General features: G+C 65.7%; 18 protein-coding genes. 2 read left to right on the top strand and 16 right to left on the bottom strand.

What is annotated here, in order from left to right:
- Positions 1 to 19: 19 nt before the first annotated feature.
- Positions 20 to 958, bottom strand: coding sequence for a DMT family transporter (locus tag G8E10_RS24190; RefSeq protein ID WP_110799748.1), 939 nt, complete (start codon positions 956 to 958; stop codon positions 20 to 22).
- Positions 959 to 1,317: 359 nt separating this feature from the next.
- Here G8E10_RS24190 and pepN point away from each other — a divergent pair, with 359 nt between their 5' ends.
- Together pepN and G8E10_RS24180 are read left to right on the top strand one after the other, a co-directional pair.
- Positions 1,318 to 3,966 carry an aminopeptidase N gene (gene pepN / locus G8E10_RS24185; protein ID WP_167130985.1) on the top strand — a complete coding sequence of 883 codons (2,649 nt, stop codon included), beginning with the start codon at positions 1,318 to 1,320 and terminating at the stop codon, positions 3,964 to 3,966.
- Positions 3,967 to 4,181: 215 nt separating this feature from the next.
- Positions 4,182 to 6,500, top strand: a complete 2,319-nt coding sequence (locus G8E10_RS24180) for an ATP-binding protein (protein WP_425530875.1) — start codon at positions 4,182 to 4,184, stop codon at positions 6,498 to 6,500.
- 4 nt (positions 6,501 to 6,504) lie between these two features.
- Here the strand turns inward: G8E10_RS24180 and G8E10_RS24175 are convergent, their stop codons facing one another.
- The 15 genes from G8E10_RS24175 to G8E10_RS26180 all read right to left on the bottom strand — a co-directional run.
- A complete protein-coding gene (locus G8E10_RS24175; RefSeq protein ID WP_167130983.1) occupies positions 6,505 to 9,453 on the bottom strand; it encodes a bifunctional [glutamine synthetase] adenylyltransferase/[glutamine synthetase]-adenylyl-L-tyrosine phosphorylase in 2,949 nt (982 codons plus the stop codon).
- A gap of 97 nt (positions 9,454 to 9,550) precedes the next feature.
- Positions 9,551 to 10,960: a sensor histidine kinase gene (locus G8E10_RS24170; protein WP_167130982.1), complete on the bottom strand. Its 1,410-nt coding sequence runs from the start codon at positions 10,958 to 10,960 to the stop codon at positions 9,551 to 9,553.
- A complete protein-coding gene (locus G8E10_RS24165; protein WP_110799752.1) occupies positions 10,957 to 11,670 on the bottom strand; it encodes a response regulator transcription factor in 714 nt (237 codons plus the stop codon). The genes G8E10_RS24170 and G8E10_RS24165 overlap by 4 nt, the downstream gene beginning before the upstream one ends.
- A gap of 164 nt (positions 11,671 to 11,834) precedes the next feature.
- A complete protein-coding gene (locus G8E10_RS24160; protein WP_167130981.1) occupies positions 11,835 to 13,415 on the bottom strand; it encodes a Do family serine endopeptidase in 1,581 nt (526 codons plus the stop codon).
- Positions 13,416 to 13,547: 132 nt separating this feature from the next.
- Complete coding sequence (locus G8E10_RS24155) at positions 13,548 to 14,039, bottom strand: cytochrome c-type biogenesis protein (RefSeq protein WP_425530877.1); 492 nt, start codon at positions 14,037 to 14,039, stop codon at positions 13,548 to 13,550.
- Positions 14,040 to 14,041: 2 nt separating this feature from the next.
- Entirely contained in the window at positions 14,042 to 16,030 is a 1,989-nt protein-coding gene (locus G8E10_RS24150; protein WP_167130980.1) for a heme lyase CcmF/NrfE family subunit, read from the bottom strand.
- A complete protein-coding gene (ccmE, locus tag G8E10_RS24145; RefSeq protein WP_110726564.1) occupies positions 16,027 to 16,476 on the bottom strand; it encodes a cytochrome c maturation protein CcmE in 450 nt (149 codons plus the stop codon). Before ccmE ends, G8E10_RS24150 begins: the two co-directional genes overlap by 4 nt.
- Entirely contained in the window at positions 16,473 to 17,627 is a 1,155-nt protein-coding gene (ccmI, locus tag G8E10_RS24140; RefSeq protein ID WP_167130979.1) for a c-type cytochrome biogenesis protein CcmI, read from the bottom strand. Before ccmI ends, ccmE begins: the two co-directional genes overlap by 4 nt.
- A gap of 211 nt (positions 17,628 to 17,838) precedes the next feature.
- Complete coding sequence (locus G8E10_RS24135) at positions 17,839 to 18,294, bottom strand: hypothetical protein (protein ID WP_245507080.1); 456 nt, start codon at positions 18,292 to 18,294, stop codon at positions 17,839 to 17,841.
- A 156-nt stretch (positions 18,295 to 18,450) separates the two neighbouring features.
- Entirely contained in the window at positions 18,451 to 19,839 is a 1,389-nt protein-coding gene (locus G8E10_RS24130) for an ATP-binding protein (protein ID WP_110800095.1), read from the bottom strand.
- Between the two features lie 31 nt (positions 19,840 to 19,870).
- Complete coding sequence (locus G8E10_RS24125) at positions 19,871 to 20,563, bottom strand: response regulator transcription factor (protein WP_110799759.1); 693 nt, start codon at positions 20,561 to 20,563, stop codon at positions 19,871 to 19,873.
- 117 nt (positions 20,564 to 20,680) lie between these two features.
- A complete protein-coding gene (locus G8E10_RS24120; protein ID WP_425530876.1) occupies positions 20,681 to 20,956 on the bottom strand; it encodes a hypothetical protein in 276 nt (91 codons plus the stop codon).
- Between the two features lie 202 nt (positions 20,957 to 21,158).
- Complete coding sequence (locus tag G8E10_RS24115; RefSeq protein WP_281517794.1) at positions 21,159 to 22,367, bottom strand: GTA baseplate fiber-binding domain-containing protein; 1,209 nt, start codon at positions 22,365 to 22,367, stop codon at positions 21,159 to 21,161.
- A gap of 45 nt (positions 22,368 to 22,412) precedes the next feature.
- A complete protein-coding gene (locus G8E10_RS24110; protein ID WP_167130977.1) occupies positions 22,413 to 23,066 on the bottom strand; it encodes a lysozyme family protein in 654 nt (217 codons plus the stop codon).
- Positions 23,009 to 23,273: hypothetical protein (locus G8E10_RS26180; RefSeq protein ID WP_281517790.1), on the bottom strand; the 265-nt coding region annotated here is incomplete at its 5' end. The genes G8E10_RS26180 and G8E10_RS24110, both read right to left, overlap by 58 nt.

Genomic DNA, 23,273 nt, shown 5'->3' with positions numbered 1-23,273 from the left:
TTCCCTCGCCCGCTCCACGTCACCCCTGCGGCGTCACGTGCTTGCGGGCAGCCCTTCGCTCCAGGCCCAGCCGGTGTTCGCGCAGGATGATGAAGATGCCGGCGCTGATGACGATGGCGGTGCCGATCAGCATGGTAACCGTGGGTACATCGTCGAAGAGCCAGTAGCCGATCACCAGTCCGAGAACGATCGAGGTATATTCGAACGGTGCGATGGTCGACATATCGGCATAGCGATAGCTCTGCGTGAGCAGCAATTGCGCGACACCCCCGCAAAAACCCGCCGCCATCAGAAAGAGGAAGGCGCGCCAGGTCAGCGGCTCCCATCCGAAGGGCAGCGTCAGCAGCGAGAACAGGGAGGCGGACAGGGAGAAATAGAGGACGATCGTGTGCGTCCGCTCGTTCATCACCAGTTTGCGCACCAGCACCATGGCCGTTGCACCCAGCGCCGCCGACAGCAGCACCGCCAGGGCGCCATAGGCTGCCCCTGCCTCCCCACCACCGCCGGCAAACAGCGTCAGGCGCGGATAGGTGATGATCATCACGCCGACGAGGCCGACGATGACGGCCGACCAGCGATAGATGCGCACGACCTCTTTCAGGAACACGGCGGCAAAGACGACGGCCAGAAGCGGCATGGCGTAGCCGATGGCGATCGCCTCCGGCAGCGGCAGATGCGTCAGGCCGTAGAAGCCGCAGCTCATGGCGAGAATGCCGATGAAACCGCGAATGAGGTGACCGAACGGATCACGCGTCTTGAAGGCGGTGGCAAGATCGCCCTTGACCGCGAGGTAGCAGAGGATCGGCACCATTGCGAAAGCCGAGCGGTAGAAGGTGATCTGGCCCGTCGCGATACCGTCGCCGGCCGACTTGATGAAGGTCGACATCGCCACGAAAACGAGAACGGAAGAAACTTTGAGAGCAATGCCCAGAAGCGGGTTGGGCTCGTCGCGATCCATAAGATCGGTCCTGCATGCACGAGGAGGAAAAGGCAGCTTGAGGCGGCGCGGAGAATCGCAAGCCTACTGCATAAATCCCCAAACCGGAATCAGCCGAGGCGGAAATATGCGAATATCCGCCGAACCAACGGTTCCTGTGTCCACGTTGCTCGTGACTTACGCATTCTCCGTGACGGACGACAGGTTGCGCCGCACAGTTTGATCATCGTTACTCGAAAAGAATGAAGTCTGTCCCAAAATGGCTTATTGCTTAAAATCTTGTTAGGCCGAACCGCGTAATTGTTCAGGTCTTTTATCGGCACTGGCCTTCGCATCGTCGCGACCGGCTTTTCAGGGTGCCCCGGGGAGCAAAACGACACATGCGGACGGACACGGGCGAGATCATCCACCTCGAAGACTATCAGCCGACAGATTTTGTGCTTGAACGCGTCGATCTGACCTTCGAACTGGATCCGCTGGAAACCAAGGTCGAAGCCCGTCTGATCTTCCATCGCCGCGAAGGCGTGGCGGCCGACCGGCCGCTGGTGCTGGATGGCGACGAGCTGAAGATGACCGGCCTGCTGCTCGACCAGGAGCCGATCGCCGCCGAAGACTACACCGAGACCGGGGAGACGCTGACCATTCGCGGCCTGCCGGACAGCGCGCCCTTCGAGATCACCGTCACGACCGAGCTTTCGCCGCAGACCAACACCAAGCTGATGGGCCTCTACCGGACGAACGACGTCTACTGCACCCAGTGCGAGGCCGAAGGCTTCCGCCGCATCACCTTCTTCCCCGACAGGCCGGATGTTCTCGCCGTCTACACGGTCAACATCATCGCGGACAAGGCGACCGTTCCGCTGCTGCTCTCCAACGGCAACTTCCTCGGCGGCGCCGGCATGGGCGACGGCCGGCACTTCGCCGCCTGGTTCGATCCACATCCGAAGCCCAGCTACCTCTTTGCGCTGGTGGCCGGCGATCTCGGCGTGGTCGAGGACAGCTTCACCACCCTGTCCGGCCGCGAGGTCGTGCTAAAGATCTACGTCGAGCACGGCAAGGAGCCGCGCGCGGCCTATGCCATGGACGCGCTGAAGCGCTCGATGCGCTGGGACGAGGAAGTCTTCGGGCGCGAATACGATCTCGATATCTTCATGATCGTCGCCGTCTCCGACTTCAACATGGGCGCCATGGAGAACAAGGGGCTCAACGTCTTCAACGACAAATACGTGCTGGCCGACCCGGAAACCGCGACCGATCAGGACTACGCGAATATCGAGGCGATCATCGCGCACGAGTATTTTCACAACTGGACCGGCAACCGCATCACCTGCCGCGACTGGTTCCAGCTCTGCCTCAAGGAAGGCCTCACGGTCTATCGCGACCACCAGTTCTCCGCCGACCAGCGCTCGCGCGCCGTCAAGCGCATCGCCGAGGTTCGCCACCTCAAGGCCGAGCAGTTTCCCGAAGACGGCGGGCCGCTCGCTCATCCCGTCCGCCCGACCCGCTACCGCGAGATCAACAACTTCTACACGACGACCGTCTACGAGAAGGGCTCGGAAGTCACCGGCATGATCGCCACCCTGCTCGGCCCCGATCTCTTCAAGGCCGGCATGGATCTTTATTTCGATCGCCATGACGGACAGGCCGTCACCATCGAGGACTTCATCCGCTGCTTCGAGGAGGCGAGCGGCCGGGATCTCACGCAGTTTTCGCTCTGGTACCACCAGGCCGGCACGCCACTCGTCAGCGCATCGGGCACCTATGACGCAAGCCGGCAGACCTTCACGCTTCAGCTCGAACAGACCGTGCCGCCGACGCCGGGCCAGAGCACCAAGCAGCCGGTGCACATCCCGCTTCGCTTCGCGCTCATCTCCGAAGACGGCACGATCACGGAAGCCTCAAGCGTCTCCGGCGCGGAGGTGACCGGCGACGTGCTGCATCTCGTCGAGCGCAGCCAGAGCGTGACGTTCGAGGGCATCGCCTCTCGTCCCGTTGTGTCGCTCAACCGCGGCTTCTCCGCCCCCATCAACCTGCATTTCGAAAAGTCCTCAGCCGACCGCGCCCAGATCGCCCGTTTCGAGACAGATCTCTTCGCGCGCTGGCAGGCGCTGAACGACATGGCGCTCGATGCGCTGGTCGCAGCCACGGCAAGCGTCCGCGCCGGTACGCCGGTCGTCTGCGACCAGGCTCTCATCGACGCGCTGATGGCGACCGTCTCCGACGACGCCCTGGAACCGGCCTTCCGGGCTCAGGCGCTGGCCTTGCCAAGCGAGTCGGACATCGCGCGGGAAATCGGACGGGATAACGACCCGGACGCCATCTTCGCCGCCCGTCGCGAGATCATGACGGCGATCGCCACGGCCGGCCGCGAAACGTTTGCCGGTTTGTTCGAAACCATGCGCTCGACGGAAGCGTTTTCCCCGGATGCCGCGAGCGCCGGCCGTCGCGCCTTGCGCAACAGCGCGCTTGCCTACCTCGTGCTCGCCGAAAACGCGCCGACACGCGCCGTCGAGGCTTTCTCGGCCGCCGACAACATGACCGACCTCAGCCAGGCGCTCACCATTCTCGTCCACCGCTTCCCGGACACGCCGGAGGCCACGGCGGCGCTCGAAAGCTTCCAGACGCGGTTTGCGGACAACGCGCTTGTTCTCGACAAATGGTTCACTGTCCAGGCGACCATTCCGGGTGCTGCGACGCTGGAGCGCGTCGAGACCTTGATGGCGCATCCACTCTTCAACGGCCTCAACCCGAACCGCGTCCGCGCGCTCGTCGGCACCTTTGCCTTCTCCAACCCGACCGGCTTCAACCGGGCGGACGGCAAGGGCTACCGGTTCCTCGCGCGCCAGATTCTCGATATCGACCCGCGCAACCCGCAGCTTGCCGCCCGCATCCTGACCTCGATGCGGTCCTGGCGTTCGCTGGAATCCGGACGGGCCGAGCATGCCCGCGCGGCTCTGAGCGAGATCGCAGCTGGTGCGAAGCTTTCTCCTGACGTCAGCGACATCGTGGAGCGCACGCTCAAGGGCTGATCCGCGTCATCGGAACCTCTAAAATATTGATTCCTTTCAGTGTCTTACGCTGAAAATCGGGTTCGCGGCGCGGCAAGCTGCGAATTCGCACCAGTGAGAACTGGTTAACGTCCCGTTACCCTTTTTGCTGGACAAGAAGAATCCGAATTGATTCATTGAGCCAGATTCGGGCGAGCGGCGCGTCGAATCAAGCGAGGTTCAAAGATTTGACGAAGATGGCGGAAGCGCAGCAGATGCGCGCGGCCGGGGATCGGCTGCGTCCACGATTCCCGGGCCTTGCGGGCCTTGAGCAGGGCTTCCTGCGGCATGTGCGCAGCCTTGCCGCACCGGCGTCGATACGGCTGAACCAGGCGGAGCCGCTTCTGAAGCGCTCCATTCCGGTGCTGATCACGGCGTTCCTGATCGTGGTCGCCATCTCCCGCATCAGCGGCATCGTCAACGAATATGCCCGCATGGAAAACAGCGCCCGCCAGACGACGGTGATGGCGGCAACGGCAGCCGAAGCCACGCTCGCGCCGCAGGCGCATCTCCTCTTCGATCAGGCCGAACGCGCGCCCGTCGAGCAGACACTGAACGACCTTCTCACCCCCGACATGCTGGAGCCCGGCGCCTTCGCGCTCGCGGTGCGCAATGACGGGCGTATCTTTGCCTCCTCGTCGGAGGGTAAGCCCTTCACGGGCCGAGCCCTGTCGGCGATCTCGCCCGAAGTCGCGGCCTTCCAGTATTTCGGCGAGCGTTCCACCGTCATGAACGCCTTCATCGGCGGCGACGAGTACCTCGTCGCGTTGATGCAGGTGGGTGACAAGGCGGGCACGCTGATGGTCGCGACGCCGCTCGCGCACATGGACCGGCTCTGGCGCGACGAGGTCTCGCTGAACGTCACGCTGTTTGCCGGCATTTCCGCGATCCTGCTCGTCGTGCTCTATGCCTATTACATCCAGGCCAAGCGCGCCCGCGACGCCGACCAGATCTTTGCCGAGTCGAACCTCCGCGTCGAAACCGCGCTGTCGCGCGGCCGATGCGGGCTGTGGGATTTCGACATGCCGAACCGGCGGCTGTTCTGGTCGCGCTCCATGTATGAAATGCTGGGCATGACACCGCAGGGCAGCGTTCTCTCCTTCGGCGATGCCGCCCGGCTGATGCATCCCGACGATACCGGCCTCTACAAGGTCGCCCGTTCCATTGCCCGCGGTGACATCCGCCACATCGACCATGTGTTCCGCATGCGCCATGCCGATGGCCATTATGTCTGGCTGCGCGCCCGTGCGCAGGTCATCCGCACCAGCGGCGACCGGGTACACCTCATCGGCATCGCCATGGACGTGACCGAGCAGCACCGTCTCGCCCAGCGCTATGCCGAAGCCGACCAGCGGCTGGCGGATGCGATCGAGTGTACGTCGGAAGCCTTCGTGCTCTGGGACAAGAACGACCGGCTGGTGATGTGCAACACGCACTATCAGCAGGCCTACCAGCTTCCCGACAGCGTGCTCGTGCCCGGCACCGAACGCTCGGCCGTCAATGCCGCCTCCGCCCGCCCGATCATCGAGCGGCGCATCGCCGATCCGGATCGCGCCAATCATTCCTCGACGTCGGAAGTCCAGTTGGCCGACCAGCGCTGGCTGCAGATCAACGACCGCCGCACGCGCGATGGCGGCCTCGTCTCCGTCGGCACCGACATCACCCTCCTCAAGCGCCATCAGGTGCGCCTGCGCGAATCTGAGCGCCGGCTGATGGCAACCATCGGCGATCTCTCCACGTCCCGCATGACGCTGGAGCACCAGAAATCGGAACTGTCGATCGCCAACGCGAACTATCTGGCGGAAAAGCAGCGCGCCGAAGCCGCCAACCGGGCGAAGTCCGAGTTCCTCGCCAATATGAGCCACGAGCTGCGCACGCCGCTCAACGCGATCCTCGGCTTCTCGGAAATCCTGAAGCACCGCATGTTCGGTCCGCTCGGCTCCGACAAATACGGCGAATACGCCCTCGACATCCACGACAGCGGCAAGCATCTCCTCAACGTCATCAACGATATTCTCGACATGTCGAAGATCGAGGCCGGGCAGATGCGGATCGACCGCGAGCGGATCGACCTTGCGCCGTTGATCGAGGAAACGCTGCGCCTCACCACCATCCCCGCCACGCAGAAGAACATCAGCGTCATCCACCAGGTTTCCTCGGGCCTGACGATGGTCGCGGACCGCCGGGCGATGAAGCAGGTGCTGCTCAATCTGCTCTCGAATGCCGTGAAGTTCACCAATGAAGGCGGCCGCATCTCGCTCAGGGCGCGCAAGGTCTCCGGCGCGGTCATGCTGACGATCGCCGATACCGGCATCGGCATTCCCCGCTCCGCCATGCGCAAGATCGGCCTTCCCTTTGAGCAGGTTCAGAGCCAATACGCCAAGAGCAAGGGCGGCTCGGGGCTCGGGCTTGCCATCTCCCGCTCGCTGACCACGCTGCATGGCGGCCGGATGAAGATCCACTCGGCCGAAAATGTCGGCACGATCATTTCCGTGCGCATCCCCGACTCGGTCTGAGCCGTCAGTCGGAAACGAGTGCGAGGAATATGCGGCGCACGGCCTTTGTCAGCCGCCGCAGTTCGGCTTCCAGCACCTTGATATCGGGCGCATCGCCTGCCCGGCAGAGCCGCTCGATCAGGCCGGCCGGAGCTTGCTTCGGATCGAACGGGCTGTCGATGCAGAGGCGAATGATCTGCGAGAGATCGGTCATCAAGGCCAGCGCCCGCGTCATCAGCGTGAGGTCCGCATCCGACAGGAAGCGCGGGCCCAGATCCTCCAGCACACCCGCCGTCGGCAGGCCGCAGGCCGGCAGGGTCTTCCCCTCCGCAGAGGCCAGCAGAAACATCAGCTGCGCCGAGAACTCGATATCCACGAGGCCGCCCGGGATCAGCTTGAAATCCCAACCATTTTCCGGCGGCTTTTCCGCCTCCACCAGCGCGCGCATCTCGCGCACGTCTTTCCGCAGCACCGTCGCATCACCCGGCTCCGCGATGATCGCCTGGATCGCATCCGCCGTCGCCTGCATCATGTCCCCGTCACCCGCGATCGGGCGGGCGCGGGTCAGGGCCATGTGCTCCCAGGTCCAGGCCTCCTCGCGCTGATACTTGACGAAGGCCGGCAACCGCGTGGCCACGGGCCCCTTGTTGCCCGAAGGGCGCAGCCGCATGTCGACCTCGTAAAGCACGCCCTCGGCCGTCGGCGCGGACAAAGCGGCGATCAGCCTTTGCGTCAGGCGGGCATGGTAGCGGGCGGCGTCGAGCGGGCGAGGACCGTCGGAATCCGCCGCGTCGCCATCATGATCGTAGATGAGAATCAGGTCGATGTCGGAGCCTGCCGTCAGCTCCCGGCTGCCGGCCTTTCCCATCGCAACCAGCGTCGCGCTGCTGCCGGCGATCTGCCCATGCGCCTCGGCAATCTCCAGGCGCACGGCCTTGAAGGTCGCGGCAACCAGTATCTCGGCGAGATCGGTCAGCGCGCGGCCGGTCGCCGGGCCATCGATGACACCGGTCAGGAGCCGGATGCCGATGAGGAAGCGCTGCTCGGACGCAAAGATCCGCAGGCGGTCGAGCCGGTCCTCGTAGTGGCGGGCCGTCGAGAGGAAGTCATCCAGCCGGTGCGCAAGGTCCGCCCGCTCCGGCATCTCGTCGAGTACGCGCCGGTCCAGCATGCCGTCGAAGACATGCGGCTTGCCCGCGATGATATCGGCAAGCCGGGGGGCGGCCGACATGATGGTGACGATCAGGGAGAGAAGGGCCGGATTGTTGCCGAGCAGCGAGAAGAGCTGGATGCCGGCCGGCAGCTTGGACAAAAAGGCATCGAACCGCAGCAGCGCCTCGTCCGCCCGCCGGCTCTCGCCGAACACCTTCAACAGCCGCGGCGTCAGCTCCGTCAGCCGCTCGCGCGCCTCGACGGACTGGGTCGCCCGGTAGCGGCCATTGTGCCAGGTGCGCATCACGCGGGCGATGTCCTGCGGCCGCTCGAAGCCGAGGCCGTGAATGGTCTCCAGCGTGTCGGGATCGTCCTTCTGGCCGGTGAAGACGAGGTTGCCCAGCTCCGAGGAAAGCTCGGCCTCGCGCTCGAACAGCTGCACATAGCGCCGCTCCACCGTGCGCATGACGCGCGAAAGCGCCTCGGCGAAAGTCTTGGTGTCGGAAAATCCCGCCATCAGCGCGATGCGCTTCAGTTCCGCTTCCGTGGTCGGCAGCGTGTGGCTCTGCTCGTCGCGCACCATCTGAATCCGGTGCTCGATATCGCGCAGGAACCAGTAGGCCTCCGTCAGCTCGTCTCGCGTCCCCGCGTCGATCCAGCCGGCCTCTGCCAGCGCGGCCAGCATCGCCTCCGTCTCGCGTCCGCGCAAGGCCGCGGCACGGCCGCCTGCGATCAGCTGCTGGGTCTGCACGAAGAACTCGATCTCGCGAATGCCGCCGCGGCCGAGCTTGACGTTGTGCCCCTTCACCGCGATCTCGCCATGCCCCTTATGCGCGTGGATCTGCCGTTTGATCGAGTGGATGTCCGCAATTGCCGCATAATCGAGATATTTCCGGAAGACGAAGGGACGAAGCGCCTTCAGAAACCGCTCGCCGGCCTCCAGATCGCCCGCAACGGGGCGCGCCTTGATATAGGCCGCCCGCTCCCAGTTCTGCCCGCGTCCCTCGTAGTAGATCAATGCCGCCTCGACCGGAATGGCAAGCGGCGTCGCGCCGGGATCGGGCCGCAGGCGCAGGTCCGTGCGGAAGACATAGCCGTCGCCCGTGCGCTCCTGCAGGATCCGCACGAGCCGGCGCAGCAGCCGCGCGAAGATGTCGGAGGCGTCGAGGATATCGGCGAAACCAAGCGCCTCCGGTTCGTAGAAGACCACGAGGTCGATATCGGAGGAGTAGTTCAGCTCGTCGGCACCGAGCTTGCCCATGCCGAGAACGATGACGCCCGAGCCTGCACTTGGCCGGTCTTCATCGCCAAGCCGGATCTTGACCTGCCGATGCGCGCCGAGAAGCAGATGGTCGATCGTGGCGGAGGTGGCAGCCGCCGCAAACAGGCTGAGCAGCCGGGCACTGTCACGCGCCTCCGTCAGCCGCGCCAGATCGTGCAGCGCAAGCGCGAACGCCGCTGTTCGCTTGGCCTGGCGCAGACGCTCCATGAGCACGCCGTCTGTCACGTCGAGCCCCCGCCAGCTTTCACGCGCCTGCCCGATGGTTTCGTCGAGAAGAGAACCGAGAGGCTCTGTCACCACTCTCAGGAGCAGCGCCGGGTGGGCAACCGCGATATCGCGCAGATAGGGAGACAGAGAGAAAGCCGCAACGAGGAAGTCGCGCAGCGCAGGCGCCCCCTCCAGCAGCGGTTGAAGCAATGGTTCGGCCTTCGCCATCGCCTTCAGATCGGCATTGACGCTCCGCGCCTCGCTCTGGCTCAACGGCTTCAGCGCGCATGTCGCCAGCGCCGCCAGCCGCGTCGGCTGCTCCTGCCCGGTCATGAAACCTCCCGATCACGACGTTTTCCAACGTCTCTTACAGCATGTCGCCGGGATGTGTGTAACGGTTTCGGGAGACCAACATGCGTCAGGGAAAGTGTCAGCTCTGACCTTGCGGGAAAACCATCTCCGTCGTCAAACCCTTCGCGCCGTCCGCCTCGGGCAAGGTGCTGCCGAGTGAAAGGCTGCCATGATGCAGCTCCATGACGGCTTCCACCAGCGACAGGCCGAGCCCCGTCCCCGGCTTCGACCGGCTCTGGTCGAGCCGCACGAACCGCTGCACCACCACCTCCCGCTTGTCGTCGGGAACGCCGGGGCCGAAATCCGCAACCGACACGACGGCCGCGCCATCGCGCCGAACCAACCGGACGAGAATGCGCGGGTCAGCGGCACCCTCGGAATATTTGATGGCATTGTCGATGAGATTGCCGAGCGCCTGCCCGATCAGCTCGCGGTTGCCGGTGATCGAGATGCCCGGTTCGACCTCGGCTTCCAGCGCCAGCGCGTGCTCGTCCGCCAGCGGCTCGTAGAGCTCGACGCAATCGGCCACGCTTTGCGACAGATCGACGTCGCTCATCTCGGCAGCCGACGAGCCGGCCTCGACGCGCGAGATCATCAGCAGCGCGTTGAACGTGCGGATCAACTGGTCGGACTCGTTGATGATCTCGTCCATCGAGCCGCGATAGCCGTCGATGGAGGTATTATGAGACAGAGCCGCTTCCGCCTTGTTCCGCAGACGCGTCAGCGGCGTCTTCAGGTCGTGGGCGATGTTGTCGGAGACCTGCCGCAGGCCCTCGTTCAGCTTCTCGATACGGCCGAGCATCGCATTCAGAGATTCCGACAGCCGGTCGAACTCGTCGCCGGAGCCGCTCATCGGCAGGCGCTGCGAAAGGTCCCCGGCCATGATGCGCGTGCTGGCATCCGACATGCGGTCGATGCGCTTCAGCGCATTACGGCCGATGGCAAACCAGATGATCAGCGCGCCGATGCCCATGACGCCGAGCGCGACCATCAGCGCCTGGCGGACGAGAACGCGAAATTTCTCCGGCTCCTGCAGGTCGCGGCCAACCAGCACGCGCAGGCCGTTGTCTAGAAAGAGGACATGGGCCAGCGCCACATGGCGGTCCTTGCCGTTTTCGTCGGTATAGCGCTGATAGGCAAAGGCCTCGTCGGTCCAGCCCTCCTTGGCGAGCAGGCCCGGCTGCAGGGAGGCGACGTTGCCCGCGAAGATCTCGCCGGTCGGTCCGGCAATCACGTAGAGCGCGGCACCCGGCTGGCGCGCGCGGCGCTCCAGCGTCCGCAGCAGCCCGTTGATGCCGGCCCGCCCGTAGATCGCCTCGATCTGCGAGACCTCGACGCTCACCGCATCCTTGGTCTGCTGGTCGAGCAGCCGCTGCGACATTCCGGTGACGTAGAAGACGAGGAAGGCGGCGCAGAGCGAGAACAGCACGAGATACAGCGCCGACAGCCGCACGGCCGTCGTGCGCATCAGAATGCCGACGCGGCTCATGCCTCGGCGCGCCCCTCGACCTTGGGTTCATCCTTGATCATGTAGCCGGCACCGCGAACAGTACGCAGCAGCGGCTGGTCGAAGTCCTTCTCGATCTTGGCGCGCAGCCGTGACACATGCACGTCGATGACGTTGGTCTGCGGATCGAAATGATAGTCCCACACGTTTTCGAGCAGCATGGTGCGCGTCACCACCTGCCCCGCATTCTTCATCAGATATTCGAGCAGCCGGAATTCGCGCGGCTGCAACAGCAGCTCCCGCCCCTGCCGCTTGACGGTGTGCGACAGCCGGTCGAGCTCGAGATCGCCGACCCGGTAGACCATGTCCTGTTCCGGCGCGCCCTTGCGCCGGCCGAGGACCTCGATGCGAGCCAGAAGCTCGTTGAAGGCATAGGGCTTCGGCAGATAGTCGTCGCCGCCCGCCCGCAGGCCCGTTACCCGGTCGTCCACCTGGCCGAGCGCGGAGAGAATGAGAACCGGCGTGTGAATGCCGCGGGCGCGCAGTTCGGTGATGACGGAGAGGCCGTCGCGGCGCGGCAGCATGCGGTCGATCACCAGAGCGTCGTAGCTGTTCTCGCTCGCCATGAACAAGCCGCTCTCGCCGTCGCTGGCGTGATCGCTGACGATGCCCGCCTCGCGGAACGCCTTGGAGAGATAGGCTGCGGCCTCGAGGTCGTCCTCGACAATCAATATCTTCATGTGGCTGACCATACTGCCGGTCCCGTCACTTTCACAGTGTTTCCTTGAAAACATCCCGTCTCCAGAGCCGCATTATCCCGCGGCAAAGCGATCCCGCTTCGCCTGGAAATGCTCCAGAAACGGCAACGCCGCGAAACCTCGTCGATTTCGCGGCGCGCCATTCTATCGAGGCAGGATCAACCCTGGTCGATCGGCAGCGCGATGAAGCGGCTGGCATTGTCGGCTTGGATCTGGAAAAGCGCCTTGGTGCGGCCGTCCTTCTTGGCCTGGCTGATCACTTTCAGGATGTCGTCGGCAGACTTCACTTCCTGATTGTTGACCGAGACGATTTTCTCGCCCTGCTTCAGGCCGCGATCGCTCGCATCGCTGTCCGGATCGACCTGCGAGATCGTCACGCCCTGTCCATCCTCGGAAGGTGCCACCGTCACGCCGAGATCCGCCAATGCCTTTTCGCTTGCGGGCTGCGCAGGCTCGTCCGGCTGGGTCGTTTCAGCCGCCGCTTCCTGTTTGTCGTCCGGCAGGGTGCCGATGACCAGCTTGACGCTCTGCGACTTGCCGTCACGCCACAGCGAGACATCGACCGAGCTCCCCGGCTTCATCGCACCGATCTTGCGGGCCAGCTCGCGCGGTCCCTTGATCGGCTCGCCATCGACCGCGGTCACGACATCGCCCTTCTTGATGCCGGCTTTTTCGCCCGGGGAACCCGGCTGCGGCTCGACCACCAGCGCACCGCTGGCCTCCGCAAGGCCGAGACTGTCGGCGATGTCCTTGTTGACGGGCTGGATCTGCACGCCGAGCCAGCCGCGCGAAACGCTGCCGTCCTTCATCAGGTCCTCGACCACATCTTTCGCCACCGAGGCGGGAATGGCGAAGGCAATGCCGACATTGCCGCCCGAGGGCGAGAAGATCGCGGTGTTGATGCCGACGACCTGGCCTTCGAGGTTGAAGGTCGGACCACCCGAGTTGCCCCGGTTCACCGCCGCATCCACCTGCAGATAGTCGTCATAAGGGCCGGAGCCGATGTCGCGACCGCGGGCCGAAACGATGCCGGAGGTCACCGTGCCGCCAAGGCCGAACGGATTGCCGACCGCCACGACCCAGTCGCCGACACGCACCTTGCTGTCGTCGGCAAAGCCCACATAGGTGAACTTGCGCTTGTCATCGACCTTCAGCACGGCGAGGTCGGTGCGGCTGTCCTTGCCGACCAGCTTGGCATCCAGCTCGGTGCCATCGTTCAGCACGACCGTGAAGGCCGAGCCGTCGCTGACGACGTGATTGTTGGTGACGAGATAGCCGTCTTCGGTGATGAAGAAGCCGGAGCCCTGCGAGGTCGGACGAAGACGACCTTCGCCGCCCTTGCCGTGCGGGCCGCGTTCGGCGCGCGGGCCGTTCGGCCCATGCTGCGGACCGCCGTTCGGGCCGCCGAATTCGCGGAACAGACGCTTCAGCGGGTGATCCTCGGGAAGATCGTCGAAACCGCGACCGCCGAAATCGAACGAGAAGCCGTTCGAGGCATCCTCGGAAACGGGATTGGCGCGGCTCTGCACGCGAACGGACACGACGGCCGGGGAGACGGCATCGACCACATTGGCAAAGCTCGGAACCTGCTGCGGCGCCGTGATACGGACGGGCTCTGCAAAGGAACTGGTGATAGCGGCCGGGATGCCCGTCGAGAGCATGACGGCGGCCAGACCCGCGACGCCGGACGTCTTCAGGACGGTCTTGAGGGAGGGACGGAAAGAACGTGTCGTTGTCATCCTGATGTGCCTTTTCTTCTCTGCTCTGGCTGTGACTGGAGGGAAACAACCGATGACGACAGAGATAGGCTCCCCCACCTTACGAGGGAATGTCTGGGGCATGAACATTTGGTAATGTTGAGAAAAACGCACTCAGTCGTCGAGCACGGACCGCAGCCGCGCCTCTTCCTCCGTAGACAGCGGCACCCCCACCACCCGCGACGGCCGGCGGCCACGGGCGGCGAGCAGCATCGCCGCGCCACCGGCAACCAGCAGTAGGACCGGCGTTCCCCAGAGGATCAGGGTCTTGCCCTCGAAGCGCGGCTTCAGCAGCACGAATTCGCCGTAGCGCGAGACGACATAGTCGATCACGGCGGTGTCGGTGTCTCCGCGTGCGAGCCGCTCGCGCACGATCAGCCGCAGGTCCTTGGCGAGCTCCGCATTGCTGTCGTCGATCGACTGGTTCTGGCAGACCATGCAGCGCAGCTCGGCCGAAAGGGCGCGCGCCCGCGCCTCCAGCGCCGGATCGGGCAGCACCTCGTCCGGGTTGACCGCGCGTGCCGGCCCGAGCGTTAGAAGCCCGAGCATCAGGGCGACGAGCATCGTCGCCGCCATCTGCAGGCCCTTGCGCGCCCGTCGAGCCATCGTCATTCCGCGGCCTCGGGCAGTCCGCGGACCGGCTTTCGCGCCCGCGAAGGCGCGCCGATGCGCAGGCGACGGTCGCTGAGCGACACCGCACCGCCGAGCATCATCAGGATGGTGCCGCCCCAGATGCAGAGGATCAGCGGCTTCCACCAGATGCGCACCACGACGCCGCCGTTCGGCTGGTCGTCGCCGAGGGAAACGTAGAGCTGGCTCATCCCGAAGGTGAGGATGCCGGCCTCCGTCGTCGGCATGCGCCGCGCGGTGTACAGGCGGCGGGCCGACCAGACGTCGGCGACGACGATGCCGGCGCGGCTGATGGTGAAGTGCCCGCGTTCCTCGGTATAGTTGGGTCCCTGGGCCGCCTTCACGCCGTCGAAGCGCAGTGCGTATCCCCCCGCCTCCGTCGACTGCCCCGGCGTCATCGCCAGGATATGCTCGCTCTGGAACGCCGTCACGGCGACGATGCCGATGACCGTCACGCCGACGCCTGCATGGGCGAGTGCCGTGCCGAAGCTCGAGCGCGGAAGGCCGGAGAGCCGCCGCCAAGCGGTGCCGAGCGGCACCTTGCCGAGGCCTGAGCGGAGCACGAGATCCGTCACCGCGCCGCCGATCATATAGGCGCCGAGCGCGATGCCGAGCAGCGCCAGAACCGGACCACCGTCCTGCGCATAAGCGACGCCGGCGCCGACCAAGAGACCGAAGGCGACGGCCGCAAACAGCCGCTGGCCGGCCGCCAGTACATCGCCCCGCTTCCAGGCGAGCAACGGGCCGAAGGGCACGGCAAACAGTAGCGGCAGCATCAGAAGGCCGAAGGTCATGTTGAAGAAGGGCGGGCCGACCGAGATCTTGTCGCCGGTCAGGGCCTCCAGCGCCAGCGGATAGAGCGTGCCGGTCAGCACGGTCGCGGCCGCCGTCGTCAGGATGAGATTGTTGAAGACCAGCGCGCCCTCGCGCGAGATCGGCGCGAACAGCCCGCCCGCCTTCAGCCGCGCGGCACGGATCGCAAACAGCGTCAGCGCGCCGCCGATGAAGAGAATGAGGATGACGAGAATGAAGATGCCGCGCCGCGGATCGGTCGCAAAGGCATGCACCGAGGTCAGCACGCCGGAGCGGACGAGAAAGGTGCCGAGCAGCGACAGCGAGAAGGTCATCAGCGCCAGCAGCACCGTCCAGATCTTCAGCGCCTCGCGCTTTTCCATCACCAGCGCGGAGTGCAGCAGCGCCGTCCCGGCAAGCCAGGGCATGAAGGAGGCATTCTCGACCGGATCCCAGAACCACCAGCCGCCCCAGCCGAGTTCGTAATAGGCCCAGTAGGAACCCATGGCGATGCCGGCCGTCAGGAAGCTCCAGGCGGCCAGCGTCCAGGGCCGCACCCAGCGCGCCCAGGCCGCGTCCAGCCGTCCCTCGATCAGCGCGGCCACGGCGAAGGAGAAGCAGACGGAGAAGCCGACATAGCCGAGATAGAGCAGCGGCGGATGGATCGCGAGCCCGATATCCTGAAGCACAGGGTTCAGGTCCTGCCCCTCGCCGGGCGCCGGCACCAGCCGCGCGAACGGGTTGGAGGTCAAAAGCACGAAGAGCGCGAAGGCGGTGGCGATCAGCGCCTGAATGGAGAGGACATGCGCCTTGAGGGTGTCGGGAAGATTGCCGCCGAAGAAGGCGACGAGCGCGGAGAAGAAGGTGAGGATCAGCATCCACAGGAGCATCGAGCCCTCGTGATTACCCCAGACGCCCGAAAATTTATAGATCAGCGGGATCGCCGAATGCGAATTGGCCCAGACGTTCTCGACCGAGAAATCGGATGTTACATGCGCATGCGTCAGCGCCGCGAACGACAGCGCGACGAGAATGAAGGTCGCATAGGCGGCCGAGGTTCCGCTGGCCATCAGGCCGACGTCGCGCCGAAACGCGCCGATCGACGGCAGCGCGGCCTGCAGCAGGCTGGTCGCCAGCGCCAGCACCAGCGCGTAATGTCCGAGTTCCACCATCATCGGATCGTCTCCTGCCCGCCGAGCGAGACACCCTGCGCCTTCAGCCGGTCGGCCACGTCCTTCGGCATATAGGTCTCGTCGTGCTTGGCCAGCACCGTATCGGCCACGAACACGCCGGCCTCGTTCATCGCGCCTTCCGCCACCACGCCCTGCCCCTCGCGAAACAGGTCGGGCAGCATGCCGGTATAGGTCACCGGCACCTTGGCCAGCGTATCCGTCACGGTAAAGGTCACCGTCGTGCCCGCGCTCCGCTCCACGGAGCCCGCCGCAACCAGCCCGCCCAGCCGGATGCGCGTGCCCGGCGCAACATGCGCCTTTTCCAGATCGCCGGGAACATAGAAATAGGCCACCGCCTGACTGAAGGCGAAGAGCACGAGCAGCACGGCCATGGTCAGGAATCCGACGCCGCCGGCAATCAGCGTCAGCCGCTTCTGCTTACGCGTCATGGCGCTCTCCCCGTGTCGATGCCGAGTTCCGCCGCCAGCGCCAGCAACTGCCGGCCGCCGTCTCCCGAGCGCGGAAAGGCCGCAAGCCCCTCGCGCAGCGCGCCTTCGGCCTTGACGGTCTCGCCCAGCACCGCATAGGAGCGGATGATCCGCTGCCAGCCCTCGAGGTTGGCGGGGTCGTCCTTCAGCTTGGCGGCAAGGCTCGACACCATGCCCTCGATCATCTGTCGTCGGTCGTCCGTGCTCATGGCTTCGGCATTGGCGATCGCCGCTGCGTCCGGCCCGCCGAGCTTGGCCTCGCCGGCTGCGGGTGCGGCATCGGCCGGCGCCAGCGCCGCGATATGCTCGTTGACGAGCGGCAGCCAGGGCGCGCCGGCCGGCGATGTCTTGACGATCTCGCGAAACGCCGTCAGCGCCTCCACAGCCTTGCCGTCCTGCTCCAGCCCCAGCGCGAGGTAGAAACGCGCGCGTGGATCGCGCGGCTGCAGCGCCAGCGATTGCTCCAGCGCCTTGCGCGCCTCAGCTGCCACCAGGCCACCGGACCGCGCGATCAGGCTTTCGGCATAGCCGCCGAGCCGCTGCGGCGATGGGCCGTTGAGGCGGATCGCATTGGAGAACGCGGAGATGGCATCGTCGAAGCGGCCGCTGCGATAGTAGATCGGCGCCAGCACGTCGTATCCGGCACCGTCTTCCGGATTGGCGGCCAGTTGCTTCTCAGCCTGCGCGATGAGGAGTTCGATGTCGTCGCCGGGGTCGGCGAGACGCGCGGCCAGCGGCGCATCTGGCAGCTCCGGGCTGCCGGTCGTCAAGTAAAGACAGAGCCCGACCACAGGCAGCACGACGATGACAGCCGCCTGCGCCAGCCGGTTGGCCCTGCCGGCCGAAGACGCCCCGTTCGGCACCCTGTGCTTATCCGCCGTGGCGCTGGCGGCGAGCAGCCGCCGGGCGATCTCGGCGCGGGCAAGCTCGGCCTCTTCGGGCGCAATCAGCCCGTTCCGCGCATCCAGTTTCAGTTCTTCCAATTGGTCGCGATAGACTTCGGCGTCATGCTGTCCGGCGACAGTGCTTGGCCCACCTGCCCGCAACAGCGGCAGAAGCAGCAGCGCCGAGACGGTGGCCGTCATCACGGCAACGATGATCCAGAACAGCATGTCCAGTCTTTCAAGCCCTCACAGCGCGCCCGACAGGACGCTCCATCATCGAGCCCTTCCTGATGCCACGGCGGCAGACGGATCAGACCCACCTCGCAGCCATACTATGCGGACAGTCGTGTTCCAATCGGCAAAGCGGGCATGACGGAAAATTGAGGCATCGGCTGGACGACGATGCCGACCGCTGTCTTGCCGGCCACGAAAGCCGACGTCAGGTCAGCGGCGTCCAGGTGCCGTTGGCGTTGCGGCAGGCGACGCCGCGCGCGACATTGTCGGCGGTGCCAGCGGTCACCGTATGGCTGTACTGCCGGCAGTTCTGCGAGCCCACCTGATAGGGCGCCGCCGCGACGACCGAGCCGCGCATGCCACTGCCCTGCCAGACGACCGGCTGGCCGCCCGGTGCGGCCTCGAGAGCGCGATATTCCGCTTCCAGCGCCCGCTGACGATCCGCACCCGAAAGCTTCACATTGGCGTTCTGCCCGATGATGCCGTTACCCAGCGCCGCGATAAAGGAGGACGATGCACCACCCCGCGTCGCCACGCCGCCGAGTGCCGCCGTCGTCGGCCCGGCAGACTTGGAGGCACAGCCGCTCGCAACGCCCAGCGCGACGAGAAGTCCCGTGGTTGCGAGCCTGATCATGCGGGGAAAACGGTGTCTGTCTGTCATGCGCGAAGCGGATCCGGGTTTCATCAGGAAGCGTTGATGGGCTTATTTTGCATTGCCGCAAAATGCGGGCAACAGCTCATCGCGAAATAAGCAACGACATCCGTTCATTTCCCGCCGACCCGTGTCGAAAAAGCACGCCGCAGCGCGTGCCGCCCGTCACGAAGCGGCCGGCAGCACCAGCGTCGCTCTCAGGCCGCCGATCTCGGCGCGGTCCATGGCCAACGTGCCGTGATACTCGCCGGCGATCTCCCGCACGATCGAAAGGCCGAGGCCGGTGCCCGGCTTGCTCTCGTCCAGCCGCCGCCCGCGCTTCATCGCCATGGCGATCTGTGCGGGCTCGATGCCCGGCCCGTCGTCCTCCACATCCACCGTGATCCAGGCGCGCCGTCCGGGGTCGAGCCCCTGCACGCCTTCGCCCGAGAGATGCGCCGTAATCCGGACTTCGCCGAGCGCATAGCGCGCGGCATTGTCGAGCAGGTTGCCGACGGTCTCCTCCACGTCCTGCTGCTCCATCGCCAGCACGAGGTTGGGCGGCGAGATCGTCAGGAGAAACGTCTTTTCCGAATGCAGACGGCGCATCACGCGCACCAGCCGCTCCAGGGCCTGCTCCACCTCGGTGCGCGCCAGCACGGATTCGCGCTGCGCAGCGATGCGCGCCCGGTTGAGGTAGGATTGCACCTGCACCTGCATGGCGTCGGCCTGGCTGCGCACGAGCTCGCCATGCGGCGCCTCCAGCACGCGCGCCTCGTTGATCAGCACGGCCAGCGGCGTCTTCAGCGAATGCGCGAGGTTGCCCACCTGCATGCGCGCCCGCTCGATGATGCGCCGGTTGCTGTCGATCAGCGCATTGACCTCGCTCGCTAAGGGCTGGATCTCGCGCGGAAACACCCCGTCCAGCCGCTCGCTCTCGCCGGCCCGGATCTTTTCAAGCGACCGCCGCGCCTGATCCAGCGGGCGCAGGCCGAAGAGGATGGCGAGCGCGTTCATGCCCAGCCCGCCGAAGCCGAAGATCGCCAACGCCAGATAGAGATTGCGGTTGAAATCGTTGATATCGGCTTCGAGCACGTCGCGGTTGCCGGCAATGCGGAACCTTGCGGTGCGGCCCTGAATGTCGAGCACCACTTCGGTCTCGGCCACCTCCACCTCGTTGCCGAAGCTGTCGAGCGTCGTATAGAAACGCTCGTAGCGAATGTCGAACGGCACGTCGTCGACACTAACGATCGGTAGCTTGCCGGAGCCGAGCGAGGTCGAGACCAGCGGCGGCGTGTTGAATTCGCCGATCGGCTCGACGATCCAGTACCAGCCCGTCTGCGGCTGCGAAAACCGCAGGTCGCCCAGCTGCGGGCTGCCCGCCAGCACGCCCTTGTCGTTGACGACAATCGAGTTGATGACGTTGTAGAGCTGCGCCCGCAGAAGATCCTGAAAGCCGCGCTCCGACCCCTGCCGGTAGAGCGTCGAGATGACGACGCCGATCACCACGAGGGCCGCCGCCGCCCAGATGGTGGAGACGAGGAGAACGCGGGCCGTGAGCGATTGCAGCCGCAGCATCAGCCGCGCCGGCTTTCCACGGGCCGCCTCAAGACTTTTCCGCCATGCCATTTTCCGCGACACCCGGCGCCTGCATCCGGTAGCCGAGCCCGCGCACGGTCTCGATCAGGTCGTTGCCGATCTTCTTGCGCAGCCGCCCGACGAACACCTCGATCGTGTTGCTGTCCCGGTCGAAATCCTGGTCGTACATATGCTCGACCAGTTCGGTGCGCGACACCACCTGCCCCATATGGTGCATCAGATAGGAGAGCAGCCGGAATTCGTGCGAGGTCAACTTCAGCGCGATGCCGTTGACCGTCGCCTTAGAGCCCTTGGTGTCCAAGCGCACCGGGCCGCAGACGATTTCGGACGTCGCATGGCCCGCCGCGCGGCGGATGAGCGCGCGGATACGGGCGAGCACTTCCTCGACATGGAACGGCTTCGTCACATAGTCGTCGGCGCCGGCGTCGATGCCGGCGACCTTGTCGCTCCAGCGGTCGCGGGCGGTGAGGATCAGCACCGGCATGCGCCGGCCGGCTCCACGCCATTTCTCCAGCACGGTAATGCCGTCCATTTCGGGCAGGCCGATGTCGAGGATGATGGCGTCGTAGGGCTCGCCCTCGCCGAGATAGTGCCCCTCCTCGCCGTCGAAGGCCTGGTCGACGACATAGCCGGCTTCCTTCAGCGTGTCGGTCAGCTGCCGGTTGAGGTTCACGTCGTCTTCGACCACCAGAATGCGCATCAGATACCACTCTCCGTCTGTCCGTCGTCACGGACCTTACCGGGCAAGCCCGGCAGCATTGCGTTCAGTGCCCGCCCCGCCATCCGATGGAAGGGGCACGTCCGTTTCAGGTCCGATCTACATCGGCACCCGCATCGTCACCTTCTTCGGCCGTCCGCCATTGCCGGGAATGAGCACCGTCACCACACATTGTCCGTCCGAGGTCATCTGCACCGACAGCAGGTCGCCGCCAGTTTCCTCGACGACTTGCGAGGCCGCCGAGCTGCAATCGCCGGAAACGGGCGCTGCCTCCAGGGCTTCGACCTCGCCCACGGCGGGGCTGGCCCCGAAAGGCGCTGCGGCCGTCGGCAGCGGAAGCAGCGTCAGGCTTCCGGCCAGGCTTCCGGCGAGCATCGCGATGATCAGCGGTGACGGCATGAACGCACTTTCGCATTTCCGAGGTGTTGCGTGTGTATTAGGTGTCCCTGCCTGAATGGCGAATGAATGCGCGACTTACGCCACTTTCTCCGCTCCGGATCAAGCCCTGATCCGCCGTCCGGTGGCCGCTTCCGGCGTGTCTTCCTGCAATTCACAGCTGCGATCGGCCCCACCTGTCTCACACGGCCAGCAGCGCCTCACCCGGAAGCCCGAGCGCCACGACCTGCCCCCGCTGCCGCACCCGCACCGACACCTGGCTCTGCCGCGCCCCGAAATCCGCGATCTCCTGCGCCAGCGGATAGGCGAAAGCGTTCGTGGTCGTGTCGCTTGCGCGCACCACCTGCGTGCCCGAGAGGATCTCGACACGGTAGGCCTCGACAGGTTCGTCGAGCGGCGTTTCCCCGTCGAGCCAGGCGTCGGCGGAGGCACGCGCGCAGCGGATCCACCGGAGCGTCAGGTTACCCCCGGCATCCCGCTGCGCGCTCAGATGCACCGGCGCGAGCGGCGTTTCCGCGCGCAGACCGCCGGCAAAGCTGTAGGTCTCCGCCGCACCGGCCGGCATGCCCTGCGCCTCGACGATCCAGTTGAGCACTTGGCCCGCTTCCGCACCGGTCAGGCCCAGCGGCTGCACGGCCGCGTCGAGGATCACGATCGCGGCACCGCCCTGCGCACCCGCCCCCTGCGCATCGGTCGATCCGGCAAGCCCGCGCAGCAGCCGGGACAACCGCCAGCGTCCGGGCGCGATCTCCTCGGCCAGACCGAAGCCGAGAATTTCCCAGGCGCCGTTGCGCGACAGCACGGCCATCCGGTTTTCACCCTGAAACAGCGCGAGATCGCTGATCGACGTCAGCTCCCCCGCATGCAGGTCGAGCGTTACGGCATTCGCATGGTCGAACCGCCCGGAAACGCCGACGCCAAGCGCCGCGACGAGCGTCCCCGTCCGCGCCGGGCGATCCAACGACAGCCGCGCCGCATAGCCCTCGCGCGTCGGCGAGGCCGACAGCGTCACCGACGTCCAGGGCCGCGCAAACACCGCCGCCCGCGCAAAACTGGCCGCGTCCCCGTCCGTGTAGCGCGGCAGGTCCATCAGGTGCACCAGCGGCGCGAAGGCGGCAGAGGCGCTGTGGCCGTTCGCGGCCACCCGCGCCTGCGGCACGAAACGGCTGGCACCGCCCAGGACGATGCCGCGTGCCTCCACCCGCCGCACCTCGCCATCGTCGATCCGCTCGATGACGAACGTCCCGGACGGCCCTGCAGGCACGGTAACGATATCCCCCGGCATCGGCCCGAGCGCATTCGGCGGCAGCGCGAAGCGCAATTGCCGGCGCCCGGCCTGATGGTCGCGCAGCGCCGCGTCCACGGCATCGGTCGCCGCCGCCTCGTGCAGCGTCCCCGCACCAAACCCCCGGCATTTTCAAACCGAACGGCATCTTCATGGTAAGGAAATCCTTCTGATGGAGGGCAGTCCCGCAGCGCTCAGCGCCGCATGATAGGCCCGGGCTTGCGCTGCGATATCGACGGCGCGGTCCCGCCCGTTGATGATCCGTCGCGCGCCCACCCAGTCGGTCCGGCCGGCGCTGAAAACATCCGCCAGCGACACCCCGGTAAAGGCACCCGTTTCCATGCCGATAAAGAGGATCTCGACGGCCGTCGCGCCGTCCATCGCGCGGGCGGGATCAGCAACAAGGTCGATCCCGACAAGGCCCGACACTCTCTCGTAATTGCGCCGGTGCGTCAGTTGCACCAGGCCGCGGCCGAGCCACGACTTGCCCTCGGCATCGCGCCGCCAATAGGGCGTGCGCACCGTCGGCAGCTGTCCGGCCGCAAAAGCCTTGTCCAGCCGGGCGATCGCCTGCGCATCGCTCGCCGCCATCGTCTCCCGCACAGGCTGCATCTTTCGCCCGGTTTCGTGATGCACGGTCGCGAGCATATAGGCGAGCCACCGCCTGTCATAGAACCCGGCGAGGCCACCCGGCCCGGCCCGCGCCCGCTCGAGAATGGCGCTCATCCCCACCACCTGCCCGCTCGTCAGCCGCCCGCCAAAAAGCGTCCGGCGAACGTTGCCGAAGAATACAGCCCTGTCCATCCGCTGATCCCCTGTCCACCGGCGTCCGCAGACGCCCGGTTGTCACAAAAAATGCGCAATACAATCGATTTAAGAAAACTAAATCGTTTAAACCTCTTAAGGCACTGATTTACTTTTTGTTTAGGCTCTGCCAGCGTGAAACCAGCAGGCGGGACCAGCCACTCAGGGTCGAACTTAAAAAAATCAAAAGGGAGAGACAGCATGACC

The organism is Ferranicluibacter rubi (assembly GCF_011603255.1).
GTDB lineage: Bacteria > Pseudomonadota > Alphaproteobacteria > Rhizobiales > Rhizobiaceae > Ferranicluibacter > Ferranicluibacter rubi.
Note: the sequence above shows the minus strand (reverse complement) of the source record. Positions and strands in the feature narration are given on the sequence as shown.